Here is a 21,645-nt window from a genome sequence, read left to right on the forward strand (position 1 = left end):
AACTGCTCTATAACAATATGCGGCCTTAATAAAAAGTCATTTAGCTTTTTATGTTAACGCGGGAGAATCCAACCATGTTTAAAGCGATTGAGGTGTTACAGCCTAACTTCATTCAGCGTCCACTCAATGAATTGTGGCAGCTAATTTCCCCTCTTTATAATATGGATGAAGAGAAGTGGTTAAAGGAATTATTACCTTTGGCTAAACCCACGGAAGGTGAACTAGAAGACCAAACCAATGCCGCTGCAAACTTGATTGCTGACGTTCGTAAAGATGACGATAGCATGTCGATGATCGACGCTTTGCTATTAGAATACAGCCTAGACACCAAAGAAGGCATTTTGCTGATGTGTTTGGCCGAAGCGTTAATGCGCGTGCCAGACAAAGAAACCGCTGATGCTTTTATTAAAGACCGTTTAAGCGTTGCCGATTGGGCATCTCACGCTAAGAACTCCGATTCTTTCTTCGTTAACGCGTCTACTTGGGGCTTATTGTTGACGGGTAAAATCGTCACTATGGACGAGAAAAAAGACGGAACACCAGCTAACTTGGTAAACCGCATGGTAAACCGTGTTTCTGAGCCAGTGATTCGTAAAGCGATGAACCAAGCGATGAAAATCATGGGACACCAGTTTGTTCTAGGCCGCAGCATTGAAGAAGCCTTGTCTCGTGGTAAAGGCTACCGCGACAAAGGTTACACTTATTCTTTCGACATGTTGGGTGAAGCAGCGCTAACCGCTGCCGATGCAGACAAATACCTAAAATCTTACCTGCAAGCGGTTGAGTCTGTCGGCAAAGACACTTACAGCCAAAAACACCGCCCGACTATTTCTATCAAACTGTCAGCGCTTCACCCGCGTTACGAAGTGGGTTGTGAAGAACGCGTCATGACAGAACTTTTCGACAGCGTTAAAGGCTTGATCATCAAAGCTCGTTCGTTGAACGTCGGTATCACTATCGATGCGGAAGAAGCAGATCGTCTAGAACTGTCTTTGCATTTGTTTGAAAAACTGTTCCGCGACGAATGCACCAAAGGTTGGGGCTTATTTGGTCTTGTGGTTCAGGCTTACTCAAAACGCGCTCTGCCGGTTTTAGTTTGGTTGGCTGCACTGTCTAAAGAAGAAGGCGATCGCATACCTGTGCGTCTTGTAAAAGGCGCTTACTGGGATTCTGAAATCAAGATGTGCCAACAACGCGGTATCAATGGTTACCCAGTTTACACACGTAAAGAATCCACCGACGTTTCTTACTTGGCGTGCGCGAATTTCCTATTGAGCGAACACGCTCGTGCAAACATTTTCCCACAGTTTGCCAGCCACAACGCACACACCATTGCGACCATTAGCTGCATTGCTAAGCAGTTAGGCGCAACGACAGATGAATATGAATTCCAGCGTCTACATGGTATGGGCGATGCGCTTTATAACCGTTTGATCAAAGACAGCGACATCTGTGTACGTATTTACGCACCTGTCGGTAGCCATAAAGACTTGCTTCCTTACTTGGTTCGTCGTCTGCTAGAAAACGGCGCCAACAGCTCATTCGTTCACCGTTTGATCGACGCTAGTTACCCTGTTTCTGAGTTGATTGGTCACCCAGTAACAACACTTGAAAGCCGTAAGACATTGGCGAACCCGCACATTAGCTTACCTTCTGGTTTATTTGACGACCGTAAGAACTCTTTTGGTCCAAACATCGAAATTGATTCTGACTGGACGCCTTTCAAAGCGAAAATCGATGCTTTCATGGGACAAGACACCCAATGGCGAGCCTTCCCTATTGTTGGTGGTGAGAAAGTCGCAACAGGTCAAACGCATTCTATTGAAAGTCCTTATGACCACAACCAAACTGCAGGTCAAATTGACTGGGCAGACCCAGCGACTGTTACCAAGGCTATTGACCTTGCCGAAGCCGCTTTCCCTGCATGGTCTGCACGTCCAGCAACAGAACGTGCTGATTGCCTAGATAAAATGGCCGACTTGATGGAAGAAAACTACGCGGAACTAATGGCTCTTTGCCACCGTGAAGCAGGTAAAACCATTCAAGACAGCATCGACGAAGTACGTGAAGCGGTGGATTTCTGTCGCTACTATGCTCAACAAGCTCGTAGCCATTTTGCTAATCCATCCAGCTACACCGATTTCTTAGGTCAAGAAAAGCAAGCCAAGCTAAACGGCCGCGGCGTGTTCACTTGTATCAGCCCATGGAACTTCCCATTGGCCATCTTTACTGGCCAAGTAGTTGCCGCTCTTGTGGTTGGTAACACAGTGGTTGCGAAACCTGCTGAGCAAACGAGCTTAATCGCTTTCCGCGCCATTGAAATGCTACACCAAGCAGGCGTTCCAACAGACGTGCTTCACTTGTTACCAGGTGACGGCGCCACCGTTGGCGCTCCACTAACGAGCGACAAACGCATTGCCGGTCTTGCCTTCACAGGTTCCACTGGCACAGCACAATTGATCAACCGTACCCTTGCAGCTCGTGGCGTTGCGCCAGTGCCAGTAATTGCGGAAACAGGCGGCCAAAACGCTATGCTGGTTGATTCAACTTCTTTGCCTGAGCAAGTGGTTCGCGATGCAGTTCGTTCGGCGTTTGCCTCAGCTGGTCAGCGTTGTTCTGCATTACGTGTATTGTTCGTACAAGCTGACATCGCCGATCGTGTTATTCCAATGATCAAAGGTGCCATGGCTGAACAAAGCGTTGGTTTGCCTTACCTACACAGCACAGATGTGGGTCCCGTTATCGACAAGAAAGCTCAAGACATGTTGCTTGAACACATCGAACGCATGACCAAAGAAAGCAAACTAATTGCCCAAGCAGAACTGCCAGACTTCGCTAAAAACGGCACCTACGTTGCGCCAACGGCATTTGAAATCAGCAGCATTGACCAGCTAACGGATGAAAAATTTGGCCCTATCCTGCACGTTGTACGCTACAAAGCACGCGACTTGGATAAGATCATCGACACCATCAATAATTCCGGTTTTGGTTTGACCATGGGTGTTCACAGCCGTAACGAAACCACTTGTGCACGTATTGCGAGTCGCGCTCGCGTGGGTAACCTTTATATCAACCGCGACCAAGTCGGTGCCGTAGTTGGCGTTCAGCCTTTCGGTGGACAAGGTTTATCCGGCACAGGACCAAAAGCTGGCGGTCCACATTACCTTCAACGCTTCGCTATTGAGCAAGACCTTTAAGGGGAGACATTACTATGACAATCGTACAACCTATCCAAATTCAGGTCTCTCAAAAAGTCTTCGAAGCATGGGACAAACTTGGCGTAAATGGCCGTGCAGAAAAACTGCAAAAAAGCCTTAATGCCTTCCCTAAAGAACAAAGCAAAATGGCCGCGTGGCAGATCGATAACGCGAAGCAATCTATTGCGGAAACACGCATAATGCCTGGGCCAACTGGCGAACGCAACGAGCTATCTAACCAAGGTCGTGGCGTGTTTCTTTGCATGTCTTCTATCGAAGGCGAAAAAGCAAAAGTCGGTTTGGTTGGTCAAGTGTTTGCTGCACTTATTGCTGGCAACCCAGTGATTACCGTTGGTCAAACGGGTCAAGAAATCATGGATATGATTTCTCCATTCGTGGCAGAGGGTGTCGTGCAGAACATTGCAGAATCTGCTCAAGATTCTTTGATTGAAGCCAATCACCTAGCTGGTATCGCAACACTTTGCGACCCAATGCAAGCGCAATTGCTAAGCCAACGTCTTGCTGCAAAAAGCGGCTTGATCTGCCAATTAGTTGAAGAGACCGATGCGGAAAATCTAAGTGTGATTGCCAAACCACATTACGTGCTGCGTTTTGTCACCGAGCGTACCGTGTCTAACAACACAACAGCGATCGGTGGCAACGCGACACTGCTTGAATTGGGCAGCATGAACGACTAAACCTGTTCATCATAGATACGCTGTAAAAAACAAAAGGGCCCTTCTTGATATCTAGAAGGGCCCTTACTTTTATTCATTGCTCAAAAACGCTCTGTTACTCAAGCTCACGAGCGTTAATATAAGCTCGCTCAGACACTTCGTGCCATGCTCTAACCTTGCCATTAAACTCTTTAAAAGAGTTGTAGACTTTTTGACTCATTGGGTCAGCGGCCGCCACTTCATCCAATGTTTCAGCGGAGGCTTTTTTCAATGCCACTAACACCTCTTTTGGAAATGGCTTCAAAACCACGTGATGTTCATTTACTAAGGTTTCTAATGCCGCATTATTACGCGCTGTAAACTCATCCAACATATCGGCATTCACTTGGCGCGTCGCCGCTCGAACGATCAGCTGAAGATCTTTTGGCAAAGCCTCAAAAGCGTCTTTGTTGTATATTGCTTCCATCGTAGAACCTGGCTCGTGCCAGCCTGGGTAGTAGTAAAACTTCGCCGCTTTATACAAGCCAAATGCTAGGTCGTTGTAAGGACCCACCCATTCAGTTGCGTCAATGGTGCCGGTTTGCAGTGCGGTGAAGATCTCACTACCAGGCAAGTTAACTGGTGTACCCCCGACCTTTTTCAACACTTCGCCACCTAAGCCAGGAAGACGCATTTTCAGGCCTTGGAAGTCAGCAAGGGAGTTGATCTCTTTATTAAACCACCCACCCATCTGTACCCCAGTATTACCTGCTGCCATTGGGATCAAGTTAAAGGGAGCGTAAGTCTCTTCCCACAATTTCAGACCGCCACCGTAATGCAGCCATGAGTTCATTTCTTGTGCGGTAAAGCCAAATGGGACAGCCGAGAAAAACTGTGCCGCTGGCGCTTTGCCTTTCCAGTAGAAAGCGCCACCATGACCTACTTGAGCGGTGCCACGAGACACCGCATCAAATACTTCCAACGCGGGTACCAGTTCACCTGCCGCGTAGACTTTTACGACTAAGCGCCCATTAGACATTGCGGTAATGTTTTCCGCTAAATGCTCTGCCGCTGTGCCTAAACCGGGAAAGTTTTTCGGCCATGTTGTAACCATTTTCCAATGAATAACATCCGCCGCTTTCTCAACCTTTGCCGTTGCTTTCTCTTCTGCTCCACCACAAGCCACCAAGCTCGCCGCCGTCAAACCGACTAACGCCAGTTTTCCCCACATTTTTATTGTTCTCATTGATTATCCCTAAAAACCTTTATTTTTATACAACACCTTGCTTGATGCTATGAGCAAAGCAAAGACGAGCCAGAATTGACTCTATAGACATAATTTATGCACTAAGTACTTCTAATAGTATAAATAGCAATATCAAGCCTCAAGGCTTTTTTGGCTTTATTTCTTGGTTTTATTTATCAGCCGAACGAATAACGCTTCACCAAAAAAAAGCTCTGCTATCAGTGATAACAGAGCTTTTAGATCAATAAGTTAGCTCAAATCAAAAGTAATGAAATACGCTTAATTCAACTCGCGAGCATTGATATAAGCGCGTTCTGACACTTCGTGCCACGCTCTTACTTTCGCACCAAACTCTTTGAATGAATCATAGACTTTTTGGCTCATTGGATCAGCCGCAGCCACTTCATCTAGTGTTTCAACAGAGGCTTTTTTCAGCGCTAACAACACATCATCTGGGAAAGGTTTTAAGATTACGTTATGTTCGTTTACCAATGTCTGCAATGCAGAATTGTTCAATGCAGTGAACTCATCCAACATCTCCGCATTAGCTTGACGAGTGGCCGCACGTACGATCAGCTGTAGATCTTTTGGCAAGGCTTCGAACGCTTCCTTGTTGTAGATCGCTTCCATCGTAGAACCTGGCTCATGCCAGCCTGGGTAGTAGTAGAATTTAGCCGCTTTGTACAAGCCAAACGCTAGGTCGTTGTATGGACCAACCCATTCTGTCGCATCGATAGTGCCAGACTGCAAAGCAGTAAAGATTTCGCCGCCAGGAAGGTTAATTGGCGTACCGCCCACTTTCTTCAAGACTTCGCCACCCAAGCCAGGAATACGCATTTTTAGGCCTTGGAAGTCCGCCAAAGAATTAATCTCTTTATTGAACCAACCGCCCATTTGTACACCCGTGTTACCCGCTGCCATTGGGATCAAGTTAAATGGCGCGTAGATTTCTTCCCACAATTTCAAACCGCCACCGTGGTGAATCCATGAATTGATTTCTTGAGCGGTAAAGCCAAACGGTACCGCAGTGAAGAACTGAGCGGCTGGCGCTTTGCCTTTCCAGTAATAAGCCGCACCGTGGCCCATTTGCGCCGTACCACGAGACACGGCATCAAATACTTCTAACGCAGGGACCAATTCACCCGCTGCATAGACTTTTACGTTGATACGTCCATTGGACATCTCATTAATGCTTTTGGCTAGATTTTCAGCACCCGTACCCAAACCAGGAAAGTTTTTCGGCCAAGTGGTGACCATTTTCCAGTTAATGACATCCGCTGTTTTTTCTACCTTTGCGGTTTCTTTTTCTTCTGATCCACCACATGCCACCAAGGTGGCAGCAGCCAAACCGACTAACGCCAGTTTGCCCCACGATTTTATTGTTATCATTGATTATCCCTCAGGAGACTAGTTATTTTTATTGGACTTAGCGTGCACATTACGAGCAATACAACCCTACTTGTATACGAGCAAGAACCTTAATTAAGGACAAAATTCGAACTCAAGTTCATATTTTATGCACCAAGTGTATTGAATAGTATGAATTGCGCTGCCAGCGCTCAAGACCTTTTTGATATTTATTTTTTCTAGCCGCTCTTAGTACTATTAATGCAAAACAAAAAAGCTCCGCTATCAAAGATAACGGAGCTTTTAGTGGTACTAGATAGACGTTTTAAAAGACGGGGAGCTTAATCATCTGCTCGCGCATTGATATAAGCGCGCTCAGAAACGTCATGCCATTGTGTCACCGGCGCTAAGAAGTTCTTAAACGACTCGTACACTTTCTGACTATCTGGATCATTAGCGGCTACTTCTTCTATTGTCTCGTGAGAGGCTTTCTTAAGCGCCGATAATAGATCACTAGGGAAGGGTTTAAGAATCACATTATGTTCATTCACCAAGGTTTGCAGCGCCGCATTATTGCGTGCAGTGAACTCGTTGATCATGTCCAAATTAGCTTGCTGAACCGCAGAGCGTACAATGGCTTTTAAATCTTTTGGCAAGGCTTCAAAAGCATCTTTGTTAAAGATAGCTTCAACAGCAGAACCCGGCTCATGCCAACCTGGGTAATAATAATATTTCGCCGCTTTATACAAACCAAACGCAAGATCGTTATAAGGCCCAACCCATTCTGTAGCATCAATGGTTCCCGTCTGCAGCGCTGTAGATACTTCACTGCCTGGCAAGTTGATTGGCGATGCACCGACTTTTTTCAGTACCTCACCACCCAATCCCGGCATGCGCATTTTCAAACCTTGGAAGTCCGCCAGCGAGTTAATCTCTTTATTAAACCAACCGCCCATTTGTACGCCTGCGTTACCAGCAACCATAGGGATTAAGTTAAACGGTGCGTAAATTTCCTCCCACAGCTGTAAACCGCCGCCATAGGCTACCCAAGCGTTAAACTCTTGCGCGGTAAAACCAAAAGGCACGGTAGCGAAAAACTGCGCGGCGGGGACTTTTCCTTTCCAGTAATAAGACGCGCCATGGCCCATTTGCGCCGTACCGCGAGATACCGCATCAAACACTTCCAAGGCTGGAACTAATTCACCCGCTGCATAGACTTTAATATCCAATCGACCGTTAGACATTTCTTTAATATTCTTAGCAAGCGTTTCCGCCCCCGTTCCCACGCCCGGAGCATTTTTCGGCCAAGTGGTCACCATTTTCCAGTGAATCACCTCGGTCTTTTGCTCAGCCTTTGCGGTTTCTTTTTCTTCAGATCCACAAGCCGACAGAATCAGCGCTGATAAACCGACAAGCGCGACTTTTCCCCATGTTTTTATTGTATTCATTAAGTCCATCCCTTAGGAGACGAGTTACTTTTATAAGGGCTTTGCTCACATCAAGAGCACAACCAAAAGATAAAATAAGCCCCGCTATCTATGGATAACAGGGCTTAATGTTTTCGCCAATGTAGTTAGTAATTAAACCAACAAATTAATCCGTCGCACGAGCATTGATAAACGCACGCTCAGAAATGTCATGCCACTGACTAACCGAGTTCAAGAAACCAGAGAAAGAGTCATAGACTTTTTGGCTCATAGGATCGTTGGCAGCCACTTCTTTTAGTGTTTCATCAGACGCGACACGCAATGCTTCCAGCAGGTCTTTGGGGAATTTTTTCAAAATAACATTGTGATCATTAACTAACGTAGTTAGTGCCGCGTCATTTCGAGCAGTGAACTCACTTAACATATTCAAGTTAGCTTGTTGTGCAGCAGAACGAACAATGTCTTGTAAATCGGCAGGCAGCGCATTAAAAGCATCTTTATTAATAAGTGCTTCAACCGCAGAGCCTGGCTCTTGCCAACCTGGGTAATAATAATATTTCGCAGCTTTATACAAACCAAACGCTAGATCGTTGTATGGGCCAACCCATTCCGTTGCATCAATAGTTCCAGTTTGTAATGCCGTGAATATTTCGCTACCAGGAAGATTGACAGTGACAGCACCTACTTTTTTCAATACCTCACCACCTAAACCAGGCATACGCATTTTTAGGCCTTGGAAATCTGCTAGAGAATTGATTTCTTTATTAAACCAACCGCCCATTTGCGCACCCGTATTACCTACTGCCATAGGAATAATATTAAATGGCGCATAGACTTCTTCCCACAGTTTTAAACCACCACCGTATTCAAGCCAAGCGTTGAATTCTTGTGCTGTCATACCAAAAGGCACTGACGAAAAAAACTGCACAGCAGGAGCCTTACCTTTCCAATAATAGGCTGTACTATGACCCATTTCTGCCGTACCACGAGACACCGCATCGAACACTTCTAGTGCAGGGACCAATTCGCCAGCAGCGTAGACTTTAATGTCCAAACGACCGTTAGACATTTTAGTAATATTTTTCGCAAGCTCTTCAGCACTTGTGCCCAAGCCTGGAAAGTTTTTAGGCCAAGTCGTGACCATTTTCCAGTGAATCGTTTCTACTTTTTTCTCAACTTTTGCCGTTTCTTCGGCTTTCTCTGATCCGCCACAAGCGACCAAAGACAAAGCAAACAAACCAGCAAATGCTAATTTGCCCAATACCATTAAATTACGCATTATTTTCCCTCAGGGAGCCAGTTACTTTTTAACCACTATTTTTAACAACGTAGATGTTCAATCTAGATGAAATGTGTCTGAGACATGAGAAAGCGATGAGAAAACACCACCATCCATGGAGATTGGATCAATAAAAGCACCCGCTAAATGCCGTCCTTTATTGCCTTTTTATTATAAGATCAGACAGAAAATTGCCCTTTTAATGCATAAAACATCAAAAGGGCAAATGATGATAAGAATTGTAGGAATCTTGCTCAACTCTTTTTTTAATTTATCGCGACAAATTCACTTAACAGAAAAACTCGGCGTATAACCCCAAGACATTCGCTGACCACTTTCTGCCGACTGCTCCGCCAAACAGATCAAATAAATCAACTGACAAGCCTGCTCCATCGTAACCGGAGCCTCGCCTTTACCCAGAATCGCATCACGCAGTTGCGCATAAAACGCCGCATAATCGCCCTGTGTTGCAGCTTCTTGAATGCTTTCAATATCATCTTGAGAATGCGCAACAAAACGAGTGATTTTTTGCTGGGCGGCTTTCGAAGGAAATTCATCCTGCCATGGCATTTGCCCTGCTCGCAATGCTTCTTCTTGCGGGTCTAAACCCACACACTGCCAACAGCCTTTAGTAAACCTTGCGTTAAAGCGGCGCATTTCACCGGCTTCAAATGGTGTAGATGCTAAGCGCACGCGTTTATCATCGTAACCAAACTCCACTTCAAACCAGTCATGGGTTTGGCTCCCGTCACGTAGCTTATCAATACTCGCATGCAACCACTTCGGCGGCCCAAATAAACTCAGTGCCTGATCTAGAATATGCGGCCCTAAATCCCAAAAAATCCCCGTGCCGACACCCGGCTCTTCACGCCAGCGCGCTTGCGTGGTAGGTCGAAAACGATCAAAACGAGAATCCAAATGCTTCAACTCGCCCAACTCAGCGCTTTCAATTAATGCTTTAAGACGCAAAAAATCGCCATCAAAACGACGATTCTGATACACACAAAACACCAAGCCTTTTTGCTTCGCCAAGGCACACAAAGCTTCAATCTGAGATAATCGGGTAACAGAAGGTTTTTCCAACAACACATGTTTACCGTTTTCTAATGCTTGTTTTGCTTGATCAAAATGCAAAGCGTTCGGCGTCGTAATCACTACCAAATCCACATCCGGCGCCGCAAACACAGATTCAGCAGACGACACCACCGACACATCAGGCAGAACCGCCCTAACCTCATCTGCTTTCGAACTGCAAACATACGCCATTTCCATGCCAGGATCATTCATCACAAAAGGCGCGTGAAACACCCGCCCAGACAAACCAAAACCAATCAAACCAACACGAATCGCCATGCCCCACTCTTTTTCGACTAAATCATTACAACTCTAAACAGTTTACAACCAATTTAAAAAAATTGCCGCAATTAAAAACATTTACGCTGTTAGATCATTTAACTAATGGATAAATCGCTAGAGGATGGGAAAGAAAACGCTGAAACGTAATAAGCTTCAAAACAAGACTACAAAAGGCCAGCAGAGTCTTATCCCTGCTAACCCGCTTTGCTGCAGGCTAAGCAGTTTAATTGAAAGGACGCTGGTATTATTCCTGCTGACGCGCTGAGCTTGCGAAGCAGGCGCAAGCTAATCAGACAACGAGATATTCCATCTAAACCAAAGCTACAAAACCTCCAATTTAGCGAATGACAACACCAGCCACTTGGTGCCTTCATCATCGAAGTTAACCTGAACTCGTGCTTGTGGGCCTTGGCCTTCGTAATTGATCACTAAGCCTTCGCCAAACACCGGGTGATTGACTCGATCCCCCATGTTCACGGTAACTTCTGGCGCTTTGTAACTGTTCAACACATTGCTGTTTTGCAGTTTATTCTTTTCAAAGTTGTAATCTGGACGCTGCAAAGACACAGGACGGCTTACTTGTGAGCGAAGACGAACTTCTTCCAAGCATTCCGGTGGTAGCTCTTTGATAAAGCGAGATGGGCTGTTAAACGATTCGCTACCAAACAAACGACGAGATTCCGCGTAGGTGATATACAGTTTTTCCATTGCGCGAGTAATCCCCACGTAGCAAAGACGACGTTCCTCTTCGAGACGACCGGGTTCTTCAAAAGACATTTTGCTTGGGAAGATGTTCTCTTCCACGCCTGTTAAGAACACCAGAGGGAACTCTAGACCCTTCGCCGAATGCAATGTCATCAGCTGCACGGCGTCTTGGTACTCGTCGGCTTGCGCATCACCCGCATCCAATACGGCTTTGTCCAAGAACGCCATCAGCGGCGAGCTAAATTCTTCGTCCTCATCGCTCCAGCTGAATCCACCTGCCGCGCCAACCAACTCTTTTAAGTTTTCGATACGCGCTTCGCCCTTCTCACCTTTCTCTTTTTCATGGAAAGGAATCAAGCCCGCTTCTTCGATGATCTGTTCGAAAATATCGTTCAAGTTCAAATCAGGTTGTTGAACAGTGGTACTCAAGCCTTCAATAAGATGCAAAAACGCCTTGATGGCATTAGTCGCGCGGCCTGCCATTAATGACTGTCGTACTACTTCTTGCGCGGCTTGCCACATAGAGCACCCATTATCACGAGCAATTTCACGCAGCGTTCCGATGCTACGTTCGCCAATACCACGAGGCGGTACGTTGATAACTCGCTCCATCGCGCCATCATCATTCGGATCGAGAGCCAAACGGGCGTAAGCCAAGGCATTTTTGATTTCAAGGCGGTCGTAAAATCTGTGTCCACCATAAATTCGATAAGCTATCTGTTCCCTAACTAAGCATTCCTCGATAACACGAGACTGAGCATTAGAGCGATAAAGAATCGCCATGTCCGTCAGAGAAGTTCCCTTGTCTCGCCATTGCTTGATAATACCAATGATAAAACGCGCTTCGTCTTGTTCGTTAAAGCCTGCATACAGCGAGATTGGATCGCCTTCGCCGCTGTCGGTCCAAAGCTCTTTGCCCAAACGATCATCGTTGTGTTTGATCAAGCCATTGGCCGCATTCAGGATATGACCGGTTGAACGGTAGTTTTGCTCCAAACGAATAGTGCCAACATCTTTAAAATCTTTGGTGAAGTTTTGGATGTTTTCAATTTTTGCGCCACGCCAACCGTAAATCGATTGATCATCATCACCAACAGCCGTAATCGTTCCCTCACTGCCCACCATGATGCGCAACCACGCGTATTGAATCGTGTTGGTATCTTGAAATTCGTCCACCAGCACATGACGAAAACGATCTTGATAATGGCGCAACAAGGCAGGTGTGCTAAGCATCAGTTCATGAGCACGCAACAACAATTCGCCGAAATCCAATAAACCGCCACGCTCGCAGGCTTCTTCGTAATGGTAATACAACTCACGCATACCTTTGGAGAAAGGATCATGGCTGTCTGGCACATGAGCCGCACGACGGCCTTCGTCTTTTTGCCCGTTAATAAACCAAGACACTTGCTTTGGTGGCCAGCGAGTATCGTCGATGTTCAGCTCTCGCATGATGCGTTTTATTAATCGCAGCTGATCGTCGCTGTCCATTATCTGGAAGTTTTCTTTTAGCCCCGCATCACGCCAATGGGCACGCAAGAGTCGATGAGCTAAACCATGGAAGGTGCCAACCCACATGCCTTGTGGAGGAACGCCCACCAGCTGTTCAATACGGCCTTGCATCTCACGAGCAGCTTTGTTGGTGAAAGTGACCGCCATCAGGCTGTAAGGAGACAATTCGTAAGCGTGCATCAACCATGCGATGCGGTGCACTAGGACTCGGGTTTTTCCTGACCCAGCGCCAGCCAATACAAGGCTATTCTGCAAAGGCGCTGCAACGGCTTCACGCTGCTTGTCATTCAGTGAGTCAAGGATAAAAGAAACGTCCATTACATTCCGCCATAATAATTAATAAATTTGTCACAAAAAACGCGTAGAAATAGGTTGATTTTCAATCTATTTGGGTTTTTTATTAGCTTGAAATAAGTTATCTGTCTATTTTGACTTTTTTTAACTGTCGATGACAGTGATCAATGCACTTCAATGTCGTCGAACGTCCAAAAGGGTATAACGATGAGCGATTTTGCTGAAACATTAACTGAAGTAAAAACCGACATAATGCATGCTTCCATTAGCTTGGAAAATGAGACAAAAGAACGGAATCAAAAGGAAGATGCGGCACGTATGTTAAAAGCCAGACGTGCAATTGAACAGCATTTAGAAGAAAAACGTTTGCACCATGATATCTCAAACGGCTGGGACGATTAATTTTCCTGCTATTTATTTGAGACTGAAAGTGACCTAAATACGACCTAACTATCTGGTTAGGTCAACGTCCTTTTTCACTCAAAAATACTATATTCATCAGCCAAAGTGCTGTCATCTCTCTTTTACAGCTTCAAAAATGTGCTTTGTGAAAAACAAACAGCTACATTTCTACACAGTAAATTATTGCCCTTTTCCGCCAACTTATAGCGGTTACTCACGTGTTGGAGTACCATACGGTCTGATTTTCATATCTTCTAATCCATAATAAAAAAAGAAAATAACCCTCTTGGGGGAGTTACCATGTTTGAACATATCCAAGCTGCTCCGGCAGATCCAATTCTTGGCCTGAATGACGCTTACAAAAATGATCAAAATCCCAATAAAATCAACTTGGGCGTTGGTGTTTACAAAGATGAACAAGGCAATACGCCTATCTTAAAATCAGTCAAACAAGCAGAAGAACGTTTGTTGGCTCAAGAAATAACCAAAAGCTATTTAAGTATCGAAGGCGCACCCGCTTATCGATCAGCTGTGCAAGCGCTTTTGTTTGGTAAAGAACACAATATTATTACCAAACAGCTTGCTCAAACAGCTCATACCCCTGGCGGCACAGGCGCATTACGCGTCGCAGCAGAATTCATTAAAAAGCATTTACCAGAAGCGACCATTTGGGTCAGTAACCCAACTTGGGCGAACCATCAGTCTGTTTTTCAATCCGTTGGTTTAGAAGTTGGCAGCTACGCTTACTACAATGCCGATAACAAATCGCTAGACTTTGAAGCCATGCTGGCGAGCTTGTCTCAAATCCCAGAAGGCGATGTGGTGTTATTCCATGGTTGCTGCCACAACCCAACGGGCATAGATCCAACGCCAGAGCAGTGGTACCAATTAGCTAAACTATGCAGCAAACAAGGTTTCTTGCCATTGTTTGACTTTGCTTACCAAGGTTTTGGTCAAGGTTTGCAAGAAGATGCTCAGGGCTTACGTACTTTCTTAGAGCACGTTCCTGAGATGCTTATTGCTAGTTCATTCTCCAAGAACTTTGGTCTGTACAACGAACGCGTTGGTGCACTGACTATTTTGTGTGAAACAGCGGAACAAGCTGAAGCGGCGTTCACGCAAATCAAACGCTGCATTCGTACCAACTACTCAAATCCGCCATCTCATGGCTCAGCGGTTGTTGCCGAGATTTTGAATGACCCTGAGTTGTTTGCTCTATGGGAAAACGAAGTAAAAGCTATGCGTACTCGTATTCATGAAATGCGTAGTTTGTTTGTGAATACACTTCGAATTAAAGGAGTTAACCAAGACTTCTCATTCATTTCACAGCAACAAGGCATGTTCTCCTTTTCTGGTTTAACACCAGATCAAGTGGCTCAGCTGCGTAAAGAATACGGCATTTACATTGTTGGCTCAGGTCGTATCAGTGTGGCGGGTATGACCCACGACAATATGGGTCCGCTTTGCGAAGCGATTGCCGCGATCTTAAAGGACTAAGCTAACATTTAGTCGCTACTTGCGCGATGCTATAAAAACGGCTTCAACTATCAGGTTGAAGCCGTTTTTTTATGCCGATTGCTTTTGTTTATTGTTTTATCGCTGCTGTTTTCTAACTAAAAAGACTGTTACCTTAGAGTTCGCTTTTTTCTATCTTTACAGGAGCTATCCATGACCGCCACACTGATTTACTGCTACGACCCTATGTGCAGCTGGTGTTGGGGATTCCGCCCTACTTGGACCAAGCTACAAAAAGCCCTACAAGACTTAGTCGATGCGGATCAACTAACCATTCAGCCGATGCTTGGCGGTCTTGCTATCGATTCTGATGTTGCCATGCCTGATGAAATGAAAAGCAAACTTGAAGGTACTTGGCAGAATATTCAGCGCTCGCTGGGCACAGAGTTCAATTTCGACTTCTGGAGAACGGCCACACCTCGACGTTCGACTTACCCAGCATGCAGAGCCTGTTATGTCGCAAGAGACACAGGACTAGAAGAAGAAATGTATCATGCCATCCAAGAGGCGTATTACTTGAAAGCCAAAAATCCATCTGACTTAGACACTCTCATCGAATGCGCAGAGCAAATAGGCATGAATGCAGACGGTTTTCAAAATACTATGCAGCACGTTAAAAGCGAACGCCTATTAGAAGAAGAAATAGAGCAAGCTCGACACCTTGGCTTGAATTCGTTCCCTTCTTTGGCCTTGCTCCTAGGCGATCAGCTCACGCCTATTCCACTCGATTACAAAGATCATTCAAGCATGTTAAATGCCATAAAAAAGGCGCTGTCTTAGCGCCTTTTTAGAATTTATTTCAGAAAATAGGATTACTTAACCCAAATATAGTTTCTTATCGTTTGTACTAGAGCAGCCGCTGCAACAACATAAAGCATTGGCATCGCAAGTTTATAATCATTGCCATCAACAAATATCATAATACAGGCAATCACCATCAACCCCAGAGTGAATAGATGAACTGGCGCACACAAGCCAAACTTCCATTTCGCAGTGACCATGACACCCGTTAAGCCTAAAACAATTCCTAAAGCACCACCAACTAACACGTCCATAGGCCAATGCACGCCAATTAAGATACGGCTTAAACCAACTAATACTGCCAATAAAATAAGCGCCGCTTTAAAATACGCATTTTGGGCATAGCAGAAACACACCGTCGCTAATAGAAAAGCGGTTGCACTGTGCCCTGACGGGAAACTACGTGCTTGGTAGGCTCTACCAATAAGGTTAAAAGCCTCCGCATCCAATACCGCCGGTGGGCGAGGCATAGCAAAATAATCTTTCAGTACATTCACCACAATGGCGCTCAGCAAACTGGTGAACAAAATGGTCCAATGGAAGCGAACTTGTCGATTAGAAAGCAACAATATCAAGGCCAATAAAAACACGCCATCGCCAAAGACAGTCATGTTTTCAAGTAAAACAGGAGAAATATTCGAGCTAAAACGGTTTATTTCCATAAAGGCAAAGTGATAGCCACTAAGCGTATTTCCCACCAATGCAATACTTGCCAACCCAACCGCAATGGCTATTAAAACTTGAATGCTAGACGAAGATACAATCATCTCGGTGTTTCTAGCTTGATCGATGAGCAATTTGTAGTTAGTCGACACTTTTTTTAGGTAAGAACGCATAAGATTCCTGTCTTTTAGGTAATACTTCTAGAGTAAAAATATTTGAACGCATTATATGCACATTGTGTAAAAAAAACATGGAATGATGGTTTCAAAGGAACTTCTGCATGATAACTTTCTCTATTTTTGTGAATTAAGTCAAAATAAGTAAACGCTTATCAGGGCTGATTATAGAGGCCACAAGAATGGTTACAGCCGAAATCGCGTGTTAGAATCGCGGCAGTAGCTATCAATATAATGGTTTAAAACACTTACTCTTTTTCCCCCTATCTACGCAACAACAAGGTCAACAGGAACGAATCCCCTAATGAATAGTAATCGCTCTGTTTTATCTAGCCTAGGTTCTTTTTTTACACTCGGCCTTAAACCAAAACTACGAACCTCTACCTTTATTATCGTATTAGCACTGCTCAATGCCGTGTTGTACAACTGGCCTTTATTGTTATTTTCGTTAAAGAATTTAGACGGCTTAACCTTAAACAGTCTGCATATCTTACTGGTTGTTTATACGGTTATTTATCTTGTCACCTCTCTTGTACTCTATCTGTTATTTATGATTTCCCGGCGCCTAGGGAAAGCCATTTGCGTCGTACTAGCTTTGGCAAACTCATTAGCTGTGTATTTTGTGGTGACCTACAACGTCATCTTAGGTACCAGCATGATAGGCAATATTTTAAACACCCAGTATTCAGAGTCTGAGCAGTTTTTAAGTCCTAAACTGGTCATCTATTTTGTCGTACTTGGTGTTATTCCTGCTTGGTTAATTATTCGTACTTCGGTACAAAAAACACCAAGACTACGACTATTTTTGTACCTCATTATTACCACAATCGTGTCCTCGACTTTTTTATGGCAATCACAAAGTAAATGGCTTTGGATCGATGACCACGCCAAGCAATTAGGCGGTAGGATCATGCCTTGGTCTTACGTCGGCAATTCTATACGTTACAAAATGCAGCAAGCACAAGAGAACATCGAACAGACACTGCTACCAGACGCCACCTTTAATTCCAATGAAAAGACCGTCGTTGTGTTAGTCATTGGAGAATCAGCCCGAGCGGAAAACTTCTCTCTTTACGGTTACAACAAACCAACTAATCCACTCTTAACCGCGTCAAACGTTATCACCCTGAAAAACGCCACTTCTTGCGCCACTTACACCACCGCCGCAGTGAAATGCATTCTTTCTCACAACGATCCTAGCGGTGTATTTTCCGAAAATTTCGAACCTCTTCCAAGCTACTTGCAAAGACAAGGCATTGACGTATTTTGGCGTACTAAAAATTGGGGAGAGCCACCAATAAAAGTAGCAAGTTACCTTGGAGCTGGAGATCTAGAAGCCAATTGTAAAGGCGGTGAGTGTGACTACGACGGCGTTTTGTTAAGCCACTTGGCCGACCAAATAGAAGCATCGGACAAGCAAAAAATCTTTGTGGTGCTTCATCAAACAGGCAGTCATGGCCCGTCTTATTACAGCAAATACCCAAAAGAATTTGAGGTTTTCAAACCTGTTTGCCGTACTGTGGAATTAAGTAACTGTACACGAGAAGAGCTGATCAATGCATACGACAATACCATCTTGTACAACGATCACTTTCTAGATCAATTGCGTCTGACTCTAAAAAGCTTGAAGAATACCTCCAGCGCTTATCTTTATGTCTCTGATCATGGAGAATCACTTGGGGAAGGCGGTATTTATTTGCACGGAACGCCTTATTCCATTGCGCCAGAGCAACAATTAAAAGTGCCCTTCTTTGTGTGGATGTCGCCATCCTTTATTGAGCAGAAACACATTTCGGTCGATAAATTAAAAGCGCGTACAGAAAGCACCCAAGCCAATGTCTTCCACAGTGTCATGGGGGCTTTTGACATGGACAGCGAGATCTATAACAAAGACCTAGATATGTTCAGGGCAGCGCGCCAACAATAGCCATAAACTAGCGAACAAACAATAAAGGCCAGTAAATCTGACCTTTATTGTTTTTGTCATTTTCTAGAAAACATTACTTTTTCTGGGCTTTAACCAAAGTCGTGATTAATTAAATCCAACATCGGGTTATAAAGCGGTTCGGCTGTCGCATTACGAGACTTCTTGGTTTCCTTCTCTGGCGGCGCCTCTGATGCTTTAATGTCATTGGCTTCTACCGTGTCAGACGGCGCTAAGTCACTTTCTATCGCTTCGACAATTTCTTCTGCTTGCTCGTGTTCTTCGACTGGCTCTGCTGTCTCAAGAGTCTCAACAATCTGTTCATCTGTCGATTCATTTATTGGTTCAATAACTGAATCGACAGCCAGTTCAACTTCATCAACGACCAAATGCTCAGCCAAGGCTTTTGCTAGAGGCTCCACATCGTCCAGGGTAACATTCACCGCCAACCAATGATTGGCATCGGCTTCATGGCTCACCAAGGCGCCGGGCACAATCGCATGTCGGAAGCTGGCCAATAGCGCAGTCATACTGGCAACTTCTAATGGTTTTGATAAACACATCCAGAGCGACATTCCGCCTTTGCTAGCCGCAAAACTGACATGCTCGCCAAGACGTGTTTCCAAATGCGCTTTAACGCGCTCCGAATTTGCCCACACATCTCTGGCGCGTTTCATTAATGAACGTTTACTATTCAGCTGTAAGGCATCACTCAAGGCCATTTGTTGTGCATCATTTAACGCCATATCTGCGCCTAAAAAAGCGCCTTCTAATAAAGCTTGATGTCGACCTGGCAAGCACCAACTTGCGGAGCGACCCACACCTTTTGATTCCACCCCGCCGATATAAACAATATGATCAGACGAGTCCAATGATTTATAGGTCATCATGGAACCAGCGCGATATGCCAAATGCGAGCACAAATCCCATTCGATCACTGGCAATTTGGTTTCTTCAATAATCGCCAACCAACGACGCAAACTTAAATTACTCACCAACTGACCCGCCGGGAACGAGAACTGCCCCGGCAAAACAATTAAGCGTATGGCTTTATCTCGTAAACAACGAATCGCTAAATCTAAATCAACGCCACGCTCACCGGCCGTCAAAGCAATCACTTGTCGCCCTAAACTTTGTAGCGTGGTGGTGATTCGAGGATCACAAGGCGTCAGCACTAACACGCCATCGCCACGTTGAGTCAGCGTTTGCACGCTCTGGGTAAACATTGCCAAAGGCGAATGTCCTAGCCAAATATGCGAAGCATGAGCCTTGATACCAAGCCCTTTCAAATACTCGCTCACGGCTTCTCGAACCGACAAATGGCCTTTACCTAAGACGGGGAGATGTACTTCTTCTTGTCGCGTCGGAGGGCTTAAAAAAGTATCACTTTGATCCACTAATGCAGCACGATGAGCAAGACACGACCAAGCGGGCTTAGTGCCATCATTAGCTAATTCACGTAAGGCATCACCCGCTAATAACAATGCTGGTTTTGTCTCACTGCGATGACAAACAAAGTAACCCGATTTGGGGCGAGATTCGATCCAACCATCTTCGCTTAACAACTCATAACCGTGTATGACGGTATTTAAGCTCAGCTCCAATTGTTTCGATAAAGCTCGTAAGGATGGCATTTTATCACCGGGCACAATCGCCTCTTGTGACATCTGACCCAAGAACCAATCCACCACACTTTTATATAAAAAATCCGCCACCGTTTTGTACCTTCTCTAGTTTGTCATCTAGTATCTGTTATCAATCATTATAGTTGTCTTAAAAAAACGCAAGTAAAAGCCCAATAATTCACGATTTTGATGGGAGTTAAGGTACAATTTCACTTGTTTAAGGCAGGTTTTATGGCTTTTAAGCCTAGTAATCACCATGAAAAATAGCCCCTTGTTCAAACAAAAGTAGAGTATCCATGGTTTTTGATCCTTCCTCACTTCGTCACCTGTTCCCAATTTTGACGCAGCCAGCCTATGATCATCCGTTAACTTATCTAGACAATGCCGCAACGACACAAAAGCCGTTGCCAGTATTGGATGCCATTCAAGACTATTACCGAAACTTTAACGCCAATGTTCATCGTGGCGCGCACTTCCTTAGTGACCGAGCAACCAACCGTTTTGAACAAGCCCGTGACACAGTAGCAAACTTTATCAATGCACCCGAGCAAAGCCATGTGATTTGGACAAAAGGGGCGACAGAGGCCATCAACACGGTCGCCTTTGGCTTAGAACATATACTCGAAAAAGGCGATGAAATTCTCATCACCAGTTTAGAGCATCACGCGAATTTGGTGCCTTGGCAGCAATTGGCCTTTCGTACTGGCGCACGCTTACGCATTCTGCCATTAACATCCAATGGCGAATGGGAACCCGAATTCAGCCAATACTTCACGGATCGCACACGTATTTTTGCAGCGACTCAAATTTCCAACGCCATTGGTGTCAGTACGCCGCTGCAAACCATGCTTGATCACGCCAAGCAACAAGGCGCTTTTACCCTTGTCGATGGCGCTCAAGCCGTGGCGCACTATCCTATTGATGTACAAACTCTAGATTGCGACTTCTATGTTTTCTCTAGCCACAAGATGTATGGACCAACTGGCATTGGCGTTTTATATGGCAAAAGCCACGCATTAGAAATCTTAATGCCATGTCAAACGGGTGGCGAAATGGTGCGGCATGTTTCATATCAAGCGACTGAGTTCAATGTATTGCCTTATCGCTTGGAAGCGGGAACGCCACACATCGAAGGTGTTATTGGCTTAGCAGCCGCCTGTGATTTTCTTAATGCTCAGGATCGTCTAGCGTTATTAGCGTGGGAACAATCCCTCGCCACGCACGTATATTCTCGTCTTCATAAAGAAGGTGGAATCGAGATTTATTCGCCCGAGAAAAACACCACCTTGGTTTCGCTAAGTGTACCCAATATTCATATCTTGGATTTGAATGCTTACCTAGATAGCCAAGGTGTGGCGGTTAGAGCTGGCAGTCACTGTGCCCATCCGCTGATGGCACAACTTGGCGTAGCCGGCACCTTACGAGCTTCTTTTGCCTGTTACAACACCATGGAAGAAGCCAACCGCTTCTGTGATGTCCTTCTAGAAGCCATAGACCTATTAAATGATGAGTAACAAGTG

The 21,645-nt window shown here is 45.1% G+C and carries 15 protein-coding genes; 7 read left to right on the top strand and 8 right to left on the bottom strand.

Annotation, left to right across the window (positions count from 1 at the left end; translation table 11 throughout):
* The first annotated feature begins 74 nt into the window (after nt 1-74).
* Complete coding sequence (gene putA, locus ACO05V_RS02420) at nt 75-3,197, top strand: bifunctional proline dehydrogenase/L-glutamate gamma-semialdehyde dehydrogenase PutA (protein WP_421847144.1); 3,123 nt, start codon at nt 75-77, stop codon at nt 3,195-3,197.
* Nucleotides 3,198-3,211: 14 nt separating this feature from the next.
* Nucleotides 3,212-3,895, top strand: a complete 684-nt coding sequence (locus tag ACO05V_RS02425) for a 1-pyrroline-5-carboxylate dehydrogenase (RefSeq protein WP_421847146.1) — start codon at nt 3,212-3,214, stop codon at nt 3,893-3,895.
* A gap of 94 nt (nt 3,896-3,989) precedes the next feature.
* On the opposite strand, the gene ACO05V_RS02430 is transcribed toward ACO05V_RS02425, so the two are convergent.
* The 6 genes from ACO05V_RS02430 to uvrD all read right to left on the bottom strand — a co-directional run bounded on the left by ACO05V_RS02430 (nt 3,990) and on the right by uvrD (nt 13,043).
* Entirely contained in the window at nt 3,990-5,099 is a 1,110-nt protein-coding gene (locus tag ACO05V_RS02430) for a TRAP transporter substrate-binding protein (RefSeq protein ID WP_421847148.1), read from the bottom strand.
* A gap of 279 nt (nt 5,100-5,378) precedes the next feature.
* Nucleotides 5,379-6,488: a TRAP transporter substrate-binding protein gene (locus ACO05V_RS02435; RefSeq protein WP_421847150.1), complete on the bottom strand. Its 1,110-nt coding sequence runs from the start codon at nt 6,486-6,488 to the stop codon at nt 5,379-5,381.
* Nucleotides 6,489-6,787: 299 nt separating this feature from the next.
* Nucleotides 6,788-7,894, bottom strand: coding sequence for a TRAP transporter substrate-binding protein (locus tag ACO05V_RS02440; protein ID WP_421847152.1), 1,107 nt, complete (start codon nt 7,892-7,894; stop codon nt 6,788-6,790).
* A gap of 145 nt (nt 7,895-8,039) precedes the next feature.
* A complete protein-coding gene (locus tag ACO05V_RS02445; protein WP_421847154.1) occupies nt 8,040-9,152 on the bottom strand; it encodes a TRAP transporter substrate-binding protein in 1,113 nt (370 codons plus the stop codon).
* Nucleotides 9,153-9,437: 285 nt separating this feature from the next.
* Nucleotides 9,438-10,505: an oxidoreductase gene (locus ACO05V_RS02450; protein WP_421847156.1), complete on the bottom strand. Its 1,068-nt coding sequence runs from the start codon at nt 10,503-10,505 to the stop codon at nt 9,438-9,440.
* 324 nt (nt 10,506-10,829) lie between these two features.
* A complete protein-coding gene (gene uvrD / locus ACO05V_RS02455; RefSeq protein ID WP_421847158.1) occupies nt 10,830-13,043 on the bottom strand; it encodes a DNA helicase II in 2,214 nt (737 codons plus the stop codon).
* Between the two features lie 183 nt (nt 13,044-13,226).
* Here uvrD and ACO05V_RS02460 point away from each other — a divergent pair, with 183 nt between their 5' ends.
* The 3 genes from ACO05V_RS02460 (at nt 13,227) to ACO05V_RS02470 (ending at nt 15,716) form a co-directional block, all read left to right on the top strand.
* Entirely contained in the window at nt 13,227-13,421 is a 195-nt protein-coding gene (locus tag ACO05V_RS02460; protein ID WP_255827265.1) for a PA3496 family putative envelope integrity protein, read from the top strand.
* A 300-nt stretch (nt 13,422-13,721) separates the two neighbouring features.
* A complete protein-coding gene (locus ACO05V_RS02465; protein WP_421847160.1) occupies nt 13,722-14,918 on the top strand; it encodes an amino acid aminotransferase in 1,197 nt (398 codons plus the stop codon).
* A gap of 171 nt (nt 14,919-15,089) precedes the next feature.
* A complete protein-coding gene (locus ACO05V_RS02470) occupies nt 15,090-15,716 on the top strand; it encodes a DsbA family protein (RefSeq protein ID WP_421847162.1) in 627 nt (208 codons plus the stop codon).
* 32 nt (nt 15,717-15,748) lie between these two features.
* Here the strand turns inward: ACO05V_RS02470 and ACO05V_RS02475 are convergent, their stop codons facing one another.
* Nucleotides 15,749-16,573 (bottom strand): phosphatase PAP2 family protein, encoded by an 825-nt coding sequence (locus tag ACO05V_RS02475; RefSeq protein WP_421847164.1) that lies wholly within the window; start codon nt 16,571-16,573, stop codon nt 15,749-15,751.
* A gap of 307 nt (nt 16,574-16,880) precedes the next feature.
* Between ACO05V_RS02475 and eptA the strand changes: the two genes are divergently transcribed.
* Nucleotides 16,881-18,503 carry a phosphoethanolamine--lipid A transferase EptA gene (gene eptA / locus ACO05V_RS02480; protein WP_421847166.1) on the top strand — a complete coding sequence of 541 codons (1,623 nt, stop codon included), beginning with the start codon at nt 16,881-16,883 and terminating at the stop codon, nt 18,501-18,503.
* A gap of 89 nt (nt 18,504-18,592) precedes the next feature.
* Here the strand turns inward: eptA and ACO05V_RS02485 are convergent, their stop codons facing one another.
* Nucleotides 18,593-20,215, bottom strand: a complete 1,623-nt coding sequence (locus tag ACO05V_RS02485; protein WP_421847168.1) for a GntR family transcriptional regulator — start codon at nt 20,213-20,215, stop codon at nt 18,593-18,595.
* 206 nt (nt 20,216-20,421) lie between these two features.
* Between ACO05V_RS02485 and ACO05V_RS02490 the strand changes: the two genes are divergently transcribed.
* Entirely contained in the window at nt 20,422-21,639 is a 1,218-nt protein-coding gene (locus tag ACO05V_RS02490) for an aminotransferase class V-fold PLP-dependent enzyme (protein ID WP_421847170.1), read from the top strand.
* Nucleotides 21,640-21,645: the final 6 nt, after the last annotated feature.

Source organism: Marinomonas sp., from assembly GCF_965225885.1.
Taxonomy (GTDB): domain Bacteria; phylum Pseudomonadota; class Gammaproteobacteria; order Pseudomonadales; family Marinomonadaceae; genus Marinomonas.